12 protein-coding genes and 1 pseudogene are annotated in these 16646 nt (G+C 67.1%); 5 read left to right on the top strand and 8 right to left on the bottom strand.

The annotated features are described in order from the left end of the window. Window positions 1-23 precede the first annotated feature (23 nt). Together FAZ11_RS11640 and FAZ11_RS11635 are read right to left on the bottom strand one after the other, a co-directional pair. Window positions 24-455: a DUF4398 domain-containing protein gene (locus tag FAZ11_RS11640; protein WP_058760722.1), complete on the bottom strand. Its 432-nt coding sequence runs from the start codon at window positions 453-455 to the stop codon at window positions 24-26. A gap of 73 nt (window positions 456-528) precedes the next feature. Then, window positions 529-1692, bottom strand: a complete 1164-nt coding sequence (locus tag FAZ11_RS11635; RefSeq protein ID WP_193557131.1) for an HPP family protein — start codon at window positions 1690-1692, stop codon at window positions 529-531. Between the two features lie 235 nt (window positions 1693-1927). On the opposite strand from FAZ11_RS11635, the gene nhaA reads away from it, so the two are divergent. Further along, window positions 1928-3106, top strand: a complete 1179-nt coding sequence (gene nhaA / locus FAZ11_RS11630; protein WP_058766320.1) for a Na+/H+ antiporter NhaA — start codon at window positions 1928-1930, stop codon at window positions 3104-3106. A gap of 1 nt (window position 3107) precedes the next feature. Next, window positions 3108-3485, top strand: a complete 378-nt coding sequence (crcB, locus tag FAZ11_RS11625) for a fluoride efflux transporter CrcB (protein ID WP_058760724.1) — start codon at window positions 3108-3110, stop codon at window positions 3483-3485. Between the two features lie 19 nt (window positions 3486-3504). On the opposite strand, the gene FAZ11_RS11620 is transcribed toward crcB, so the two are convergent. Both FAZ11_RS11620 and FAZ11_RS11615 read right to left on the bottom strand, forming a co-directional pair. Then, a complete protein-coding gene (locus tag FAZ11_RS11620; RefSeq protein WP_058766321.1) occupies window positions 3505-4557 on the bottom strand; it encodes an acyltransferase family protein in 1053 nt (350 codons plus the stop codon). 350 nt (window positions 4558-4907) lie between these two features. After that, on the bottom strand, window positions 4908-5423 hold the full coding sequence (locus FAZ11_RS11615) for a hypothetical protein (RefSeq protein ID WP_058760726.1): 516 nt from the start codon (window positions 5421-5423) through the stop codon (window positions 4908-4910). 233 nt (window positions 5424-5656) lie between these two features. Here FAZ11_RS11615 and FAZ11_RS11610 point away from each other — a divergent pair, with 233 nt between their 5' ends. After that, window positions 5657-7093, top strand: coding sequence for a dihydrolipoyl dehydrogenase (locus FAZ11_RS11610; RefSeq protein WP_058772360.1), 1437 nt, complete (start codon window positions 5657-5659; stop codon window positions 7091-7093). A gap of 305 nt (window positions 7094-7398) precedes the next feature. Here FAZ11_RS11610 and FAZ11_RS25465 read toward each other — a convergent pair whose 3' ends face one another. From FAZ11_RS25465 to FAZ11_RS11595, 4 genes and pseudogenes are all read right to left on the bottom strand, one after another. Beyond that, window positions 7399-8127, bottom strand: coding sequence for a methyl-accepting chemotaxis protein (locus FAZ11_RS25465; protein WP_420849623.1), 729 nt, complete (start codon window positions 8125-8127; stop codon window positions 7399-7401). Between the two features lie 126 nt (window positions 8128-8253). After that, window positions 8254-9261: pseudogene (locus FAZ11_RS25460) on the bottom strand (cache domain-containing protein); the annotation flags it as partial. 356 nt (window positions 9262-9617) lie between these two features. Further along, the gene (locus FAZ11_RS11600; protein WP_058772361.1) at window positions 9618-13448 is read right to left on the bottom strand and encodes an ATP-binding response regulator; all 3831 of its coding nucleotides are present in this window, start codon (window positions 13446-13448) and stop codon (window positions 9618-9620) included. 132 nt (window positions 13449-13580) lie between these two features. Continuing rightward, window positions 13581-14474 (bottom strand): LysR family transcriptional regulator, encoded by an 894-nt coding sequence (locus FAZ11_RS11595; RefSeq protein ID WP_058772362.1) that lies wholly within the window; start codon window positions 14472-14474, stop codon window positions 13581-13583. A gap of 96 nt (window positions 14475-14570) precedes the next feature. On the opposite strand from FAZ11_RS11595, the gene FAZ11_RS11590 reads away from it, so the two are divergent. After that, window positions 14571-15740, top strand: a complete 1170-nt coding sequence (locus FAZ11_RS11590) for an MFS transporter (RefSeq protein WP_058772363.1) — start codon at window positions 14571-14573, stop codon at window positions 15738-15740. 111 nt (window positions 15741-15851) lie between these two features. Further along, complete coding sequence (locus FAZ11_RS11585; RefSeq protein WP_058772364.1) at window positions 15852-16352, top strand: GNAT family N-acetyltransferase; 501 nt, start codon at window positions 15852-15854, stop codon at window positions 16350-16352. Window positions 16353-16646: the final 294 nt, after the last annotated feature.

The following is a 16646-nucleotide window of genomic DNA, read 5'->3' as shown; positions in this document are numbered from 1 at the left end:
CGTCCTTCAAGAGAGCGGGCAGCTTACTGCTGCACTTTTTTCTGGAGGTTCTGTTGCAGCTGGAGGTTGATCTGACCTTCCTCGCGAATCTGCTGGATGCTGTTCTGCGCATCCTTGAGCGCCGCCTCGGCCTTGGCCGCCTGGGTCTTGCGGGTGGCCAGGCGGGCATCCCACTCGGCCTGCTCGGCCAGTTGCTTGGCGTCGGCGTACTTCTCGTTGGAAAGGGCGGTCTGGGCCTGGGTCCACTTGTCCTGGGCCGACTTGGTCTCGATGGGGGCGTACTGGTTGCCACCGGAGCTGACGGCTTCGTTGACCGCCGCTTGGGTCACGGCCATCTGCGCGGTCGGCGGGTTGCCGGCGCAGCCCGCCAGCAGCAGGCCGCCGCCCAGGACCAGGCTGGCGAGCAGCGCGCGCGGCGCGGAGAACGGAAAGGCGCGAGAGGGACCGGTTTTCATCCGAACATTCCTGTCAGGTCGCCCGGAATGGGCGACAGTGCCTTTGAGACGGCGAAAACGCGGCGAGGTTCGCTCAGGCGCGTACCGCCTGGTACAGCGCGCGGATCAGGTCCGACTGGGTGATGATGCCCACCAGGCGGCGCGAGCCGTCGATGATGGGAATGTGCCGATGGCCGTTCTCGGAGAATACCGGTACCAGGTCGATCAACAGGCGGTCGGCGCTGGCCACGCGCACGGTGCGGGTCATGATCCGGCCGACCGTGCGCTCGCCCTGGCGCGCCCGCGGGCGGACCAGGGAGCGCAGTCGCCAGCCGAGGCCCTCGTGCACGTCCAGGTCGATCTGCCGCATGAAGTCGGCGACGGTGACGATGCCCAGCAGATGGCCCTGGCGATCGGTGACCGGCAGCGCCTTGATGCGGCGGGCGCGCATCAGCGCCCAGGCTTCCTGCAGGGGCATCTCGGCGCGGGCCACCACCGGCTCGCGACTCATCACCTCGGCGCAGCGCAATTCGCCCATCTTGCGCTGGTAGGCGCGGGCTTCCACCTGTTCCAGCAGCTCGGCGAGATCGTCGCGACTGATGTCCAGTACCTGGTTGTAGCGCGCCAGCACCGCGTCCAGGTCGGCGCGTTGCAGGCGCGTCTCGGCGCTCGGTTCGGCCGGGCGCGGGACATGGGGCCAGGGGCGCCGGGTGAGGTTGTTGTAGACCAGGCCGGCGATCACCAGCAGCAGCGAATCCAGCGCCACCGGGCTCCAGGCATAGCTGAAGTCATGAGCGCCGATGAGCACCATCAACAGCGCCGAGGCACCGCCCGGTGGATGCAGGCAGCGCAGGGCGAACATGGCGGCGATGGCCAGGGCGACCGCCATGGCGGCGGCCAGGTTGGCCTCGGGCAGCCACCGGGCGCAGGCGATGCCGATCAGCGCCGACAGGGTATTGCCCCCCACCACCGACCAGGGCTGCGCCAGTGGGCTGGAGGGCAGGGCGAACACCAGCACGGCGCTGGCGCCCAGGGGCGCCACCAGCGCCATGGCCAGGGCGCCGTGCTGATGCACCGGTTGGCCTTCCAGCCACCAGGCCGCCAGCAGCGCGGCGAGCAGGATGCCGAGCCCGGCGCCAAGGCTGGCGCGCAGCCTTTCGCGGGCGTCGATGGGCAGTGGCGCCGGCCAGAAGGCGCGCAGGCCTTGGCCGAAGCGGTTGATGAGGGAGGGGGGCGGCGTGACCGGTTCCTGGGACATGGGACAAGGACTGGCAGGCAAAACGGGCGCTGATGGTCCCTTGTCAGATGACCTCTGGCAAGACCACCTAAGCCGTCCTGCCCGGCGGGAGGCGGGCCAGAGCGGATGCGGGATTTGCTGCTGCGTTCAACCCCCTGGCCGTTGTACCCTTGGCCGCTGGGTGTCGCCGCAATCGTGCGGTAGGACAGGTTTAACGTCAGCGCAGGTCGGGCCGCCGCGCGGAGTTCGGCTGCCCATGTCATCCCCGGTTTCCCCTGCCAAGGCCCTGGCCTTTCTCAATCGATTCTGCGCCGCCGAGGCGGCGGGCGGCATCGTGCTGATGGTCGCCGCGGCCCTCGCCCTCATCGTCGCCAACTCGCCCTTGGCCACTGGCTATTTCGCCACCTTGCACCTGTATGTCGGCGGCCTGTCCGTCAGCCACTGGATCAACGACGGCCTGATGGCGCTCTTCTTCCTGCTGGTGGGCCTGGAAATCAAGCGCGAGATGGCGGTCGGCCAACTCGCCAATTGGGGCGATCGTGCCCTGCCGGGGCTGGCAGCCCTGGGCGGCATGGCGGTGCCGGCGCTGCTCTATGCACTGGTCAATCGCCACGATCCCCAGACGCTGTCCGGCTGGGCGATTCCCGCTGCCACCGACATCGCCTTCGCCCTCGGGGTGCTGTCGCTGCTGGGCTCGCGGGTGCCGGCGTCGCTCAAGGTCTTCCTCTCGGCCCTGGCGATTCTCGACGACCTCGGCGCCGTGCTGATCATCGCGCTGTTCTATACCAGCGACTTGTCCACCACCATGCTGCTCGCCGCGGTGGGGCTGGTGGCCGTGCTCTTCGCGCTCAATCGCCTCAAGGTCAGGGCGCTGCTGCCCTACCTGCTGCTCGGCGCGCTGCTGTGGTTCTGCATGCTGCGCTCGGGGATCCATGCGACCCTGGCCGGGGTGATCCTGGCGCTGTTCATTCCCTTGGGCGATACCGAGACCGAGGCGGCCTCGCCGCTGCTCAAGTTGGAATCCGCGCTGCACCCCTGGGTGGCCTTTCTCATCGTGCCCGTATTCGGCTTCGCCAATGCCGGGGTGGCCCTGGGCAATATCTCCCTGGCCAACCTGCTGGACCCGGTACCGCTGGGCGTGGCCCTGGGGTTGTTCCTCGGTAAGCAGATCGGCATCTCGCTGCTGGCGGTGCTGGCCATCCGCAGCGGTCTGGCACGCCTGCCGGAAGGCGCCAACTGGCTGCAGCTCTATGGTGTGGCGCTGCTCTGTGGGATAGGTTTCACCATGAGTCTATTCATTGGCGCCCTGGCCTTCCCCGGAGCGCCCCTGCTGGTCGACGAAGTGAAGATCGGGGTGCTGCTGGGGTCGCTGTTGTCGGCCCTGGCGGGAGTCGCCGTGCTGCTGGTCGCCGACCGTCGCCGAAAAGGAGTTTGAGATGCCCTATGCCCTGTTCGCGGTGATGTTTGGCGGTGCCTTGGGGAGCGCCTGCCGCTGGTGGGTCGGGCTGCGCCTGAATGCGCTGTTCCCCCTGTTGCCCATGGGCACGCTGCTGGTGAATCTGGTCGGCGGTTTCGTGATCGGTCTGGCCCTGGGACTGTTCACCCGCTATCCGGGGCTGGATCCCTACTGGAAGCTGCTGCTGGTGACCGGTTTCTGCGGCGGCTTCACCACCTTCTCGACCTTTTCCGCCGAGGTGGTCACGCTGTTGCAGAGTGGCCGCCTGGGCTGGGCGGCGCTCACCGTCACCGTGCATGTGCTGGGGTCGCTGCTGCTGACCCTGGCTGGCTTCGCCCTGGCCGGTCGCCTCGGCTGAGCCGACCGGCCACCTGGGTTCAGGCCGGTGCGGTGGGCACGGCCGGAGCCTTGCGCCGCGGCTTGAGGCGCAAGGCCGGCGCCTCGATCAGGTGCCAGGAGAGCACGGCGCAGCCCAGGGTGAGGGCATAGCTCACCGCCAGGAAACCAGGCAACGAGAAACGCTCGGGAAACCCGTGCATGAGCAGTTGCTGCACCGGAAAGTTGAACAGGTAGAGGCCGTAGGAATAGTCGCCGAAGCGGCCGAAGCCATGCACCAGCGGTATGCGGACCTGCGCCAGGTAGATGATGACGTAGGACAGCGATACCAGGTGGATCACCGGCAGCGTCTGCCAGACGATGGCCGCCAGCGACAGCAGGCAGAGCGCCAGGGCGATGTCCAGGCGCCAGGGGAGGCGCGGTCCCGCCAAGTGCAGCAGGGCGCCGGCGAAGAAGAACATCCCCAGGCTGAAGACCTTGTGCAGCATGAAGCTGGCGATGCCCAGTTGCGGCAGCAGCAGGAAGTTGCCCAGCACCAGCACCACCAGGGTGGCCATGACCACCGAGCGGGTCAACAGGCCCAGCACCCCGATGATCAGCACCGACAGGTACATGAACACCTCGTAGGGCAGGGTCCAGTAGCTGCCGTTCACCGTGTCGGGGAACGGATTGTCGGTAAAGACACCGGGCAGCTCGAAGCGCGTCAGCAAGAGGATGTTCTTGAAGAACCCCAGGGTCTGGCGATCGCTGAAATAGGCGCTGGTCTCGCGGCTGGTGGCCAGCCAACCCACCACCAGTACCGAGAAGAGCACCGAGACGATCAACGCCGGAAAGATGCGCAGGGCGCGCTTGGCGAGGAAATCCAAGGGGTTGCGGCTGCGCTGGTAGGACGCCGTGATCAAGAAGCCGCTGATCACGAAGAACACGTAGACGGCGATGTTGGCCGCGTCGGTGAACCCGGTGAAGTTGAGAATCGGCTCGGCAGAGATATGGCCCGAGAGCCAGAAGCCGTGGCCGATGACCACGGTGGAGGCCGCGGCGAATCGGAGGAAATCGAAGTTGTTGCGCCCGTGGGGGGCGTTGGCGGTAGTCATGTCTGCTCCTCGCAGCGTGGCCGCTGCCATCGGCACCGCCCGCCAGGAAAACCCGGCGTACGGCGCCGCCTAGGGCAGCGGCGGGGGCGCCCGTCGGCTGGACGGGCACCGGCAAAGGTCGCTGTCGGCGGTACCGACAACGGCTGGGCGGCAGCCGGCGCGATCAGGCTGACCACGCGGCCGGGCGAGGGCGGGGCGCTATGGGGGGCTGAGCGGCGCGCGAGCGAGCGTCATGCGCTGGGAACTCTGGAGCAAGGGTACTGCGGTGGCGACCGGAAACGCAGGACGCTCGCGCGCTGACGTGGGCTGGGGCCTCCCGGCCGCCACGTCGGTTGCGAGCATCCTGCGCATCAGGCGCTGGCCTGCAGGTTTTGATCGGCTGCGGTGGCTAGGGCGGGCGAGGTTTCCTGGGCCAGGTAGAGCGCGGCGCTCTGCCGGGCGTGATCGCCGAACTCCTGTGGATAACGCGCGACGATGCGTTCGAAGGCGCCCGGCTCCAGGCCGTCTTCATGGAAGCCATTGTGGCACTGCAGGATGCCCGCGGCGCAGACACTGCGTTCGACGGCGGCGATCAGGCCACCGGCCCGCAGGCTCTTGACGATGTTATGCGGCAGGCGCTGGCGCCGGCGCAGGTTGGCGGCGGTGTCGCTGAGCGTATCGAGGATCTCGGTCTCGGCAGGCGACAGTTTGCGCACGTCCAGCTTGGACTTCTGCACCAGATAGCGACGGGAAAGCAGGCGAGCCTGGTCCTTCAGCGCCTTGAGCACCGCGCCGCTGAGTTCACCACGGGTGAACAGGCCGGTCTCCAGGGCGATCAAGTAGGACCAATCGGTGATGAGCGGGATCTTGCTAAGGTCACGTTCCATGTGAAGGCCTGCGTTCATTAAGTGTGGCTAATTGAGAATATGGCGCCTCAATGGTTCCATAGCGCCAGTATAAGATGATGAATGGCATGTAATTTGACGGTGCTGACAAAAAGTGTCGGATTTTTGTCGAAGTGGGTCACAAGCTGACAATGCAACCTCAACGCTGCGCTCTGGGTCCCACGCTAGAGGCTCCGCGTGAGCCGGATGACTTCTTTGCAACGTCAGGTGACCCCATGAGTACCGCAGATGAACGTTCCACCGCAGTAGAGCTCGAGTGTGACGTGGCCGTGATCGGTGCCGGAACCGCGGGACTCGCCGCCGAGCGCGCGGCTCGCCGGCACGGCGCCCGGACCTTGCTGATCGATGACCGCTGGGCCGGTACCACCTGCGCCTCCGTGGGCTGCATGCCCTCCAAGTTATTGATTGTCGCCGGGGAAGCCCATCACGAGGTCCAGCGTGCCGGCACCTTCGGTATCGAAGTGGGCAACGTGCGGGTCGATGGCGCGGCCGTCATGGCGCGGGTTCGGCGTGAGCGTGATCACTTCGTCGCGGCTACCCAGCAGGGTTTCGAGAAGCTGCCCGAGGGCGTTGCCCAGCAGGCCACCGCGCGCTTCGTGGCGCCGGATCGCCTGCAATTGAGCGATGGTCGGACGGTACGGGCTCGCACCGTGGTCATTGCCACCGGCTCCTATCCGCTGGTCCCCGCGCCCTTCGATGCCCTGGGCGAGCGCGCCCTGACCAACGAGACGATCTTCGAGTTGGACGACCTGCCGCGCTCGCTGGCGGTGATAGGTACCGGTCCAGTCGGGCTGGAATTGGCTCAGGCGATGGCACGGCTGGGTGTATTAGTCACATTATTTGGCCAGGATGACAGCCTGGGCGCGCTCGAGGATGCCGAGGTGAAAGCCGAGTTGCGGCAGATCCTGGAGCGCGATCTCACCCTGTACCTGAATGTCGAGGTGGATGCCCGACGCCAGGGCGACGGGGTGCGGTTGTCCTGGTCCGGCGCCGCCAGCGGCGCGGGCGATTTCGACTACGTACTGGTCGCGGCTGGCCGCCCGCCACGGCTGAAAGGGTTGGGGCTGGAAACCACCGGCATCGAGCTGGATGACCATGGCACCCCGGTCTACGATCCCCAGACGATGCAATGCGGTTCCTCGTCGATCTTCATCGCGGGCGATGCCGATCACGATCGACCCATCCTCCACGAGGCGTCCGACGAGGGCGCCATCGCCGGACACAATGCGGCCTGCTATCCCGAGGTGCGGGCCACCCGGCGGTCGCCGCGGTTTTCGCTGATCTTCACCGATCCGCCGGTGGCCGTGCTGGGCAGCCCGCCGGACGCGGGGAGTCTGATCGGCACCTCCTCCTACCACGACCAGGGCCGCGCCCGGGTGGAAGCCCGCAACGAGGGTATCGCCCGCTTCTATGCCGAACCGGGCACCGGCAAGCTCACCGGCGCCGCCATGGTCGGTCCGGGCATGGATCACCTCGGGCATTTGTTGGTGCTGGCGCTGATCCATGGCGAGACCGCCAGCTCCCTGCTGGATATGCCCTTCTACCACCCCACCCTGGAAGAGGGCCTCAAGAGCGGTCTGCGCGAGATCTGCAAGGCAGCCCACAGCAGTCTGCGCGATGATCGCGACCAGGGTTCGCCGTCCGGTGCCTGACGTGCTGTTGGTAGGTTGGCGCTCGGCGCCGCGCAGCCCAGCGGGGTAGGTTCGCCCGGTGCCTGGTGTGAGGAGTGGAAAAGGCTGCGCCGTTTTCCACGCTACGTTTGCGCTGGGCCTGTTGTGCCCTCACCCCAGCCCTCTCCCGCCAGCGGGAGAGGGGCTTGTCCCTAGCGGGGGCGGGTTCAGGCGGAGTTAACCGTAGGGTGGATGACGGCGTAGCCTCATCCACCCCCCAAAAAAAGCCGCCCAACAAAAAGCCCCGCCGGGAGCACCGGCGAGGCTTCGTTCAGCGCGGTCGACGATCAGGTCTTGAAGCGCCGGACCAGGCCGTCCAGTTCGCCGGAGAGTTGCGCCAGGCGCGCGGAGTCCCGCGTGGTGGACTGGGCCAGGCCTTCCACCTGTTGGGCGTCGTTGTGGATCTGGGATATGTGGCGATTGATGTCCTCGGCCACCTGGTGCTGCTCCTCAGCCGCGGCGGCGATCTGCAGCGCCTGGTCGCGGATCTCGTCCACCGACTTGCGGATGCCTTCGAAACTGCCCCGCGCTTCGCTGATGGAGGCCACGCTGGTCTGCGACAGCTCCAGGCTGGTCTCGATCTGGCGGGTGACCTCCTGGGTGCGTTTCGCCAGGCTGCCGAGCAGGCCGTCGATCTCGCCGGTGGAGTCGGCGGTGCGCTTGGCCAGGGCCCGTACTTCGTCGGCTACCACGGCGAAGCCGCGGCCCTGTTCACCGGCCCGGGCGGCTTCGATGGCGGCGTTGAGCGCCAGCAAGTTGGTCTGCTCGGCGATGCCACGAATGGTGTCGAGGATGGTGTTGATGTTCTGGCTGTCCTGCTCCAGCACCGCCATGGCCTGGGCCGATTGGGTGAGACTGCCGCTGAGCTGGTTGACGTTGCCGGTGGCCTTTTCGATCTGGCCGTAGCCTTCCTGCACCTTGTGGTGGCCGACGTCGGCGGAGGCCGCGGCCTGGCTGCAGGAGCGGGCGACCTCGTTGGAGGTGGCGACCATCTCGTTGAAGGCGGTGGACACCATCTCCACGGCTTCGCGTTGGCGACCGGCCACCTCGTTCATGCTGGTCGCCGCGGCGGTGGTGGTCTGCGAGGCCTGCTGCAGATCGTTCGAAGCCTGGCCGATACGCTGGACCAGTTGGCGGATGCTGGCGAGGAATTGGTTGAACCAGCCCGCGAGGGTGGCGGTTTCGTCCTTGCCCTGCACGGTCAGGCTCTTGGTCAGGTCGCCCTCGCCCTCGGCGATGGATTCCAGACCCGCGGACACGCTACGGATCGGCCGCACGATCATGCCGGCGAAGGCCGCGCCGAGCAGGGCGAACACCAGCGCCAAGACCGCGGTGATACCCGCGATCTGCCAGGTCAGTTGGGTGGCCTTGCCCATCACCTCGCTGCGTTCGATCAGACCGATGAATTTCCAGCCCAGGTCCTTGGCCTGATAGACGTTGACCATGTAGTCGGTGCCATTGAGGGTCACTTCACCCAGGCCACTCTGGATGCCACTCAGCTTCTGGTAAGCCTCGCCCAGGTCCTTGAGTTGCTTGAAGTTGTGCTTGGGCTCGCGGGGGTCGACCAGCACGTTGCCGCTGTCTTCCACCAGCATCAGGTAGCCGCTTTGGCCGAGGGTGATGCTCTTCACCAGATCGGTGAGCTGCTTGAGGGAGATGTCCAGGCCGAACACGCCGCGTACCTTGCCGTTGGCGTCTTCGATGGTGCGCACCACGCCCATCAGGGACACGTCGTCGGTCGCCCAATAATAGGCCGGGGTGCGCACCACCTTGCCCGGATTGGCGATGGCCGCCTGATACCAGGGGCGTGCGCGCGGATCGTAATTGGCCAGCTTGGGGTCGTCCGGCCAGCTCACGTAGCCGCCATCGGTCAGGCCGACCGACAGGTAGGCGGTGGTGGGATGGGTCTTGGCGAAGCGGGTGAAGAACTCCAGGGTTTGCTTGCCGGCCTCCGGCTGTGGCAGCTGAGCGGCATCGGCGCCCATGTAGTGCTTCAAGCCGTCGAGGCCGACGATGTTGGGCTCCTTGGCCAGATAGTCGACGTTCTGCTGGATGCCCGCGAAGAACTGCTGAATGTTGCGATCGATCTGGCGGATCTCACGCCCGCTACCGTCGAGGAAATCATCGGTGGCCTGGCTGCGAATGTTCATGATGACCACGCCCGCCACCAGGATGACTGGGAGGCAGGCGGTTACCGCGAAGAGCGAAGTGAGTTTCTCCTTGATATTCATCGAAAGCCCTGGCCGCGCACTGGCGCGAAGAGTGACAGCGATATGCCTTCACTCTGCATCGGCCCAGATAGGTCCGACTTGATACGTCGCGAGAAATTATTCCATTTGGTCCGAATTGATTCGAATGGTCGTCAAATGAGGCTGAAAACGACCTATCGAGGCAGGTTCTCCGGTTTGCCACCGAGTGCTCTCGCCGCGTTTCTGCGGCGGACGCAGCGCGGCGGCATTGGCCGACGTCCCCGGCGCGGCGGTGAGTCTCGGCGCCGGACCCGCACTCACGGCTGCGTGCGCCGGGCGAGCAACAGTTGCTCGATCCGCTCGCTGAGCACCTCGATGGTAAAGGGCTTCTGCAGGAGTTGCATGTCCCGCCCCAGGAAGCGCTGCACGTCCATGGCTTCTTCGGCGTAACCGGTGACCAGCAGGACGGCGATGCCAGGCCGTTGGCGGCGGATCTCCTCCACCAGTTCGCGTCCCGTGACGCCCGGCAGGCCCACGTCGGATACCACCAGGTCCAATTGGGGCTCGCGTTCCAGCAGCGCCAGGGCCGTGGGTGCGTCCTCGGCTTCCAGCGCGGTGTAGCCCAGGTCCCTGAGCACCTCGACGATCAGCAGGCGCACGCCGGGTTCGTCTTCCACCACCAGTACCCGCTCGCCGCGTCCCTGCTGGAGCTGGACGCTCTCGGCCACCGCCTCGCTCGCCAGGCCCAGGTGGCGCGGCAGCAGCAGGCTGACCCGGGTCCCGCGGCCTTCCGCGCTGTGGATATCGATATAGCCGCCACTCTGCTTGACGAAGCCATAGACCATCGACAGGCCCAGCCCCGTGCCCTTGCCCTGCGGCTTGGTGGTGAAGAAGGGCTCGAAGACCTTGTCCAGCACGTCGGCGGGAATGCCGCTGCCGGTATCGGTGACGGCCAGTTCGACGAAGTCGCCGCTCAGTTGCTCGGCCAGCATCAGCAACGGGGGATCGCGCCGGTTGCGGGTGGTGACCTCCAGCTGACCCGCCTGGACCATGGCATCGCGGGCATTGATGCAGAGATTGAGCAGGGCATTCTCCAGCTGGTTGGCATCGCTGCAGGTAGGCCAGACGTCGGCCTGCAACTGGAGCTGCAACTGGATGTTCTCGTTGAGGGTGCGCTGGATCAGGTATTCCATGCCGGTGACCAGCCGATTCACGTCCAGCGGCTGCAGGTCCAGCGCCTGGCGCCGGCCGAAGCTCAACAACCGCTGGGTGAGGGCGGCCGCCCGTTGTGCCGAGGCGATGGCGATGCCGATGTAGCGGTCCGCCCGGGGACGTTCGCCCGCCAGATGGCGCTGCAGCAGCTCCAGCGAGCCGGTGATACCGGTGAGCAGGTTGTTGAAGTCGTGCGCGATGCCGCCGGTGAGTTGGCCGATCGCCTCCATCTTCTGACTCTGGCGCAAGGCGTCCTTGGCCTGTTCGAGTTCCAGCGCCCGCTCTCGCTCGACGGTGACATCCCGGGCCACGCAATAGAGCAGGCCACCCTCGGGCGCTGCCGTCCAGGATAGGGTGCGATAGCCACCGGCCCGGGTGCGAAAGCGGTTCTCGAAGTTGAAGGTGGGCGCGCCGGTGGCCAAGCGGGCGATCTCGGCGCGGGTGCGCTGCTGGTCCTCGGGATGCTCCAGCCATTGCGAGCTCCTGCCGATGATCTCGTCCACCCTCCAGCCCAGGGTGCGCGTCCAGGCCGGGTTGATGCTGATCCAGACCCCCTGGTCGTCGGCGATGCCAATGAGGTCGTGACTGTAGGCCCAGAGCTGGTCGCGCTCGCGGGTGCGTTCACGTACCCGGATCTCCAGCACCTCGTTGGCCTGGCGCAGCGCCTTGGCGGTTTCCCGCCGCAGCCGCGCCAGGCGCATGGCGCCTTCCACCCGGGCGATCAATTCCCGGGCGCTGAACGGCTTGACCAGGTAGTCGTCGGCACCGGCGGCGATCCCCTCGATGGAGGCCTCTTCACCGGCCCGCGCCGATAGCAGGATGATCGGCACCTCGCTGGTCCGCTCGTCGTTGCGCAGGGCGCGAATCACGCCGAAGCCGTCGAGCACCGGCATCATCACGTCGGACAGCACCAGCTCGGGCACCTGCGCCTGCACCGCGGCCACCGCCGCGCTGCCGTCGGCCACCGCTGCGACCTCGTAGCCGGCTTCGCGCAGCAGGCGTTCCACGTAGGCGCGCATGTCGGCGTTGTCGTCCGCCAGCACGATACGCTCGCCGTGCCCCTGGCCGCTGCCCGGTACGTCGCCGAGCAAGGGGGCAGGCGGGGCGTCGCTCTGCTCCTCGGGAAGCCAGCGCAGCGCTTCGGCGACGAAGGTGTCGGCGCGGGTGGCGGTCGAGACCTGGGGGTGCGAGGGCGCCCGATTGGCTTCCGGCAGATGGGCGTGGCCGAAGGGCAAGAGGACCGCGAAGGTGGTGCCCACGCCGATCTGGCTGGAGACCCGTACCTCGCCGCCATGCAATTCGGTGAGGTCCTTGACCAGGGCCAGGCCGATCCCGGTGCCTTCATGGGTACGGCCGATCTGCCCCTCGATGCGATGAAAGCGCTCGAACACCTTGCCCAGTTCGCTCTCGGGAATGCCGACGCCGCTATCGATCACACTCAGGACCGCACGCCCGTCCTGGCGCTGCAGCGTTACCTTCACCTGGCCTTCGAGGGTGTACTTGAAGGCGTTGGAGATCAGATTCAGCACGATTTTTTCCCACAGCTCCCGGTCCACCCACACCGGCTCGTCCAGGCTCGCACAGCTGATCTCGAAGGCCAGGCCCGCGCGCGCCATGGCCGAGCGGAAGCTGCTGGCCAACTCGGCGGTATAGACCGCCAGATCCAGGGGCGCGAAGCGGGCACGCATCCGGCCGGCTTCCATGCGCGAGAAATCCAGCAGGGAGTTCACCAGGCGCAACAGGCGCTGGCCGTTGCGCTGGATGAGTTCGAGTTCGTGGCGACTTACCGCGGGCCGGCCCGAGCGATCGTCGGGTCGCGCCAGCAGGTCTTCCAGGGGGCCCAGCATCAGCGTCAGGGGCGTGCGGAATTCGTGGCTGGCGTTGGAGAAGAAGGCCGTCTTGGCGCGATCCAGTTCGGCCAACTGCTCGGCGCGCCGGCGCTCTTCTTCGTAACGCTTGGCGTTGGCGATGGCCGTGCTCAGGTGCCCCGCCGCCCGGATGAAGAGATTCTCGTAGTCGGCGTCCACCCGCCGCCGTGGACTGAGCCCGGAGATCAGATAGCCATAGGGCTCCTCGCCCAGCGGCCCGGGGATGGGCACCACCAGGGCCTCTTCCACCGGCTCGGGCCAGGGAAGGCCGGCCAGGCGCCCGGCGTGGCGTTCGTTGAGGCCGCTGACGAGGGCCGGCGAGGTGCGCGCCGCGGCGAAATCCCAGGGCGACGCCTGCGCGGCGGAAATCTCGGCTGGCGCGAGTTCATCGTCCGCCGCCAGGCCGGCGACGGCTACCCGCTGCAGGGTGCCGGTCGCCGGGTCGCGCAGGTAGGCGAGGCAGAAGGGCGATTCCTCCGGCACTCCGTGCAGGCGCTGCACCCCTTCACGACAGGCGTCCGCCGCCGCGCGGGTGGCCGAGGTGGCCTCGGACACACTGCGCAGCAGCCGCTCGCGGCGTTCCGCCAGCACTCGGTAGGTGGTCTCGGTGACGGCGGTGAAGATGCCCTCGACCTCGCCACGGTCACCCCGTACCGGGCTGTAGCTGTAGTAGAAGTAGCATTCCTCCACGTAACCGAATCGATTGAGCGGCAGCAACTGGTCCTCCGACCAGGTGGCTTCGCCGGTCTGCATCACGTGGTCGAACATCGGTCCGATGATGTCCCAGATTTCCGCCCAGACCTCCCAGCCGGGTCTGCCCAGGGCCCAGGGGTGCTTGCGTCCGGGTACCGGACTCCAGGCGTCGTTGTAGATCAACGCACGGGTCTCACCCCAGTAGAGCACGATGGGAAAGCGCGAACCCAGGCAGATGCTGACCGCCGAACGCAGGGCGGTGGACCAGGTCTCCAGCGGCCCGAAAGGCGTTTGCGACCAGTCCTTCTGCCGCATCAGGGCGGCCATTTCACCGGGTACGTCGAGAAAGGCCAGATGAGACGGAGTATTGGGCAAGGCGTTACCTATCGGCTGGAGAAGAGCTGAGGAAGCAGAGGTGCCACTCAATGCAGGTGGCATTAACCATACTTTTTACGAAAAGCGATACGAGCAGTCGTTCAAGTGGATCGAGGCGCGGTTCGGGCGCGTCTAGCGTCCCAGCCGCTCCACCAGGAAATCCACGAACAGCCGCACCCGCGCCGGCATGGTGGCGCCGCCGACGAATACCGCGTGGATGGGCTCTTGGTCGCGCGGATTCCAGGCCTCCAGCAGGGGCACCAGGGCGCCGCTACGCAGGTCGTCGGCCACGCTGAATTCACCGATGCGGGCGATGCCGGCGCCTTCCCGGGCCAGTTGCGCCAGGGCCTCGCCGCTGTTGCACTCGATGTTGCCGGCGATCTTCAGGGCGAATTCCCGGCCATCGCGGACGAAGGGCCAGTCGGGCAGGGCGCGGCGAAAGTTGAATCTCAGGCAGTTGTGGCCGAGCAGGTCTTCCGGCACCTGGGGCGTGCCGTGGCGGGCGAGATAGGCGGGCGAGGCGACCACCACCTGCCCGGTGACGCCGAGGGGGCGGGCGGTCAGCGGGCTGTCGGCCAATTGGCCGAAGCGGATCGCCACATCGGCCTGGCCGGCGAGGATGTCCACCACCTCGTCGCCCAGCGCCAGGTCCACCACGATATCGGGATAGCGGGCACTGAAGGCGGTCACCAGCGGCACCATCGTCATGCGGCCATGGCCGAGGGCGGCGCTGACCCTAAGGCGCCCACGGGGCACGCCCTGGTCGGCGATGGCCTCTTCCACCTCGGCCAGGTCCGCCAGGATGCGCCGCGCCGCGCGCAGATAGGCCTCGCCCTCGGCCGTCAGGGTGATGGCCCGGGTGGTACGCAGCAGCAGCCGCGCACCGAGGCGCTGCTCGGTGCGGGCGAGGGAGCGACTCACCGCCGAAGGCGTCAGGCCCAGGGCTCTGGCGGCGGCCGAGAGGCTACCGGCTTCCACCGCCTGCATGAATACCTGCATCTCCCCGGAGCGGCCGGCCAAGTCCATCTGTGACTCCCAAGCAAAGGTGCATGTCGCAGCCGGCGTCTACCGGCCTCTGGAGCGGGAGCTTAGCATTCGCCGCATAGATAAGGAGTCTTCCCCATGCGTATCAATCCCCCCTTGCTGGCCCTGGCCACCGGTGCCTTCGGCATCGGCGTCACCGAATTCGCGCCCATGGGCATGCTGCCGGGTATCGCCGCCGACCTTGGTGTGTCCATCCCGGCGGCCGGCCTGCTGGTTAGCGCCTACGCCCTCGGCGTGCTGATCGGTGCGCCGCTGATGACCCTCACCACCGGCCGCATCCCGCGTCGGCACCTGCTGATCGGCCTGATGGCCATCTTCACCCTCGGCAACCTGCTGTCGGCCCTGGCCACCGATTACACCAGCCTGCTGATCGCCCGGGTGGTGACGTCGCTCAACCATGGCGCCTTCTTTGGCGTCGGTGCCCTGGTGGCGGCCAGCGTGGTCGCCCCGGACAAGCGCGCCGGGGCGGTGGCGGCCATGTTCATGGGCCTGACCCTGGCCACCATCGGCGGGGTGCCCCTGGCCACCTGGTTCGGTGAGGTGCTCGGCTGGCGCCAGGCCTTCTGGGGCATTGCCGGCCTCGGCCTGCTGACCATGGCTGCGCTCTGGTTCGCCCTGCCCAACGTCGCCCTGCCGCCGAGTGACGGGGTGCTGGCCGAGATCCGCGTGCTTGGGCGGCCACCGGTGCTGGCCGCCCTGGCGCTGACCGTGGTCGGCTCCGGCGCCATGTTCACCGTCTTCACCTACATCGCGCCGATCCTCGCCCGCGAGACCCATGGCTCCACCGCCTTCATCACCGCCATGCTGGTGCTGTTCGGCGTCGGCCTGACCCTGGGCAATCTCTGGGGTGGCAAGGCGGCGGACAAGTCCATCGACCGTACCCTGATCGCTTCCCTGGGTGTGCTGATCGTCGTGCTGCTGGCCTTCAGCGTGCTGATGCGCTGGCCGCTGCCGGCCGCCGTGGCCATCCTCGTCTGGGGCATCGCCAGCTTCGCCCTGGTGCCGCCGCTGCAGATGCGCGTGATGGAGGCCGCCCAGGACGCCCCCAACCTGGCCTCGGCGGTCAACATCGGCGCCTTCAACCTGGGCAATGCCATAGGCGCGGCCCTCGGCGGTGCGGTGATCAAGGCCGGCCTGGGCTATCCCGCCATCTCCCTGGCCGGCGCCGGCATGGCCACCCTCGGCCTGCTGATGGTGCTGGCCTTGGCCCGGCGTGGCCGGGCGACCGGTGCGGCGGTGGCAGGCTAGGGCGAGGCCCGCGGACGTCTGCCGCGGGCCCCGAGTCTGGTGCACGTCGGGCTGGCATCGGCACCGCCGCTTTAGCCACAATCAGGCCTGGTCTTTCCCAGGATTCCGACGATGGCGCAGCGCTACACCACCTTCTACCTCGAGATGACTTCGCCGAGTGCCTTGCGGGAAAAGCCGCAGCGGTCCGACCTGCAGATCATCGAGTGCGAGGTGCCGCAGCCCGAACTCAATCGCTTCCTCTATGGCCTGGTCGGTAAGGCCTGGGACTGGACCGACCTGAACCGCTGGAGCGACGATGAATGGCGCGCGCTGGTGGAACAGGAGGGCCACCGCACCTGGGTCGCCTATCATCGCGGCGCCATTGCCGGCTATTACGAGCTGTACCGCCCGGATGGCCGCAACGTCGAGATTCGCTACTTCGGCCTGGCCGGCGCCTTCATGGGCCTTGGCTTCGGCGGCCCGCTGCTGAGCCACGCCCTCCGCTCCGCCTGGGACTGGCCGGGCACCGAGCGCGTCTGGGTGCACACCTGCACCCTCGACCACCCGGCTGCCCTGGCCAACTACCACGCGCGCGGGTTGCGGGTGTACCAGCAGGAAGAAAGCACGCTCTGAGCCGATCCCAGCGTGCTCAGCCGTGACCAACCCCAGGAGCCACCGGCGTTCACTTCATGGGTCGCTGGTCGAGTAGGTTCAAGCGCTGCCAATCTTTCACGCGGTTTGGATGATTCATCTTTTGGCTGTTCGTTGATGACCACTCCATCAAGTCATCTAGTCTTTAGTTGATGGGCTTTGGGATGGCTTTTGAATATCTAATGACAACTTCGATAAGCCTCTTTATATAGGCCCGTCGAATTATTCAAAATGCCCTGGATGAGTTCCTGATCTGCGGATGCGGCACGCCAGAGC

The organism is Pseudomonas rhizoryzae (assembly GCF_005250615.1).
In the GTDB taxonomy this organism is placed as follows: domain Bacteria; phylum Pseudomonadota; class Gammaproteobacteria; order Pseudomonadales; family Pseudomonadaceae; genus Chryseomonas; species Chryseomonas rhizoryzae.
Note: the sequence above shows the minus strand (reverse complement) of the source record. Positions and strands in the feature narration are given on the sequence as shown.

Bases quoted from the DNA above. Each gene is read 5' to 3' on its own strand.
- FAZ11_RS11640 (WP_058760722.1), bottom strand. From the start codon at position 455: ATGAAAACCGGTCCCTCTCGCGCCTTTCCGTTCTCCGCGCCGCGCGCG.
- FAZ11_RS11635 (WP_193557131.1), bottom strand. From the start codon at position 1,692: ATGTCCCAGGAACCGGTCACGCCGCCCCCCTCCCTCATCAACCGCTTC.
- nhaA (WP_058766320.1), top strand. From the start codon at position 1,928: ATGTCATCCCCGGTTTCCCCTGCCAAGGCCCTGGCCTTTCTCAATCGA.
- crcB (WP_058760724.1), top strand. From the start codon at position 3,108: ATGCCCTATGCCCTGTTCGCGGTGATGTTTGGCGGTGCCTTGGGGAGC.
- FAZ11_RS11620 (WP_058766321.1), bottom strand. From the start codon at position 4,557: ATGACTACCGCCAACGCCCCCCACGGGCGCAACAACTTCGATTTCCTC.
- FAZ11_RS11615 (WP_058760726.1), bottom strand. From the start codon at position 5,423: ATGGAACGTGACCTTAGCAAGATCCCGCTCATCACCGATTGGTCCTAC.
- FAZ11_RS11610 (WP_058772360.1), top strand. From the start codon at position 5,657: ATGAGTACCGCAGATGAACGTTCCACCGCAGTAGAGCTCGAGTGTGAC.
- FAZ11_RS25465 (WP_420849623.1), bottom strand. From the start codon at position 8,127: ATGGTGTCCACCGCCTTCAACGAGATGGTCGCCACCTCCAACGAGGTC.
- FAZ11_RS11595 (WP_058772362.1), bottom strand. From the start codon at position 14,474: ATGGACTTGGCCGGCCGCTCCGGGGAGATGCAGGTATTCATGCAGGCG.
- FAZ11_RS11590 (WP_058772363.1), top strand. From the start codon at position 14,571: ATGCGTATCAATCCCCCCTTGCTGGCCCTGGCCACCGGTGCCTTCGGC.
- FAZ11_RS11585 (WP_058772364.1), top strand. From the start codon at position 15,852: ATGGCGCAGCGCTACACCACCTTCTACCTCGAGATGACTTCGCCGAGT.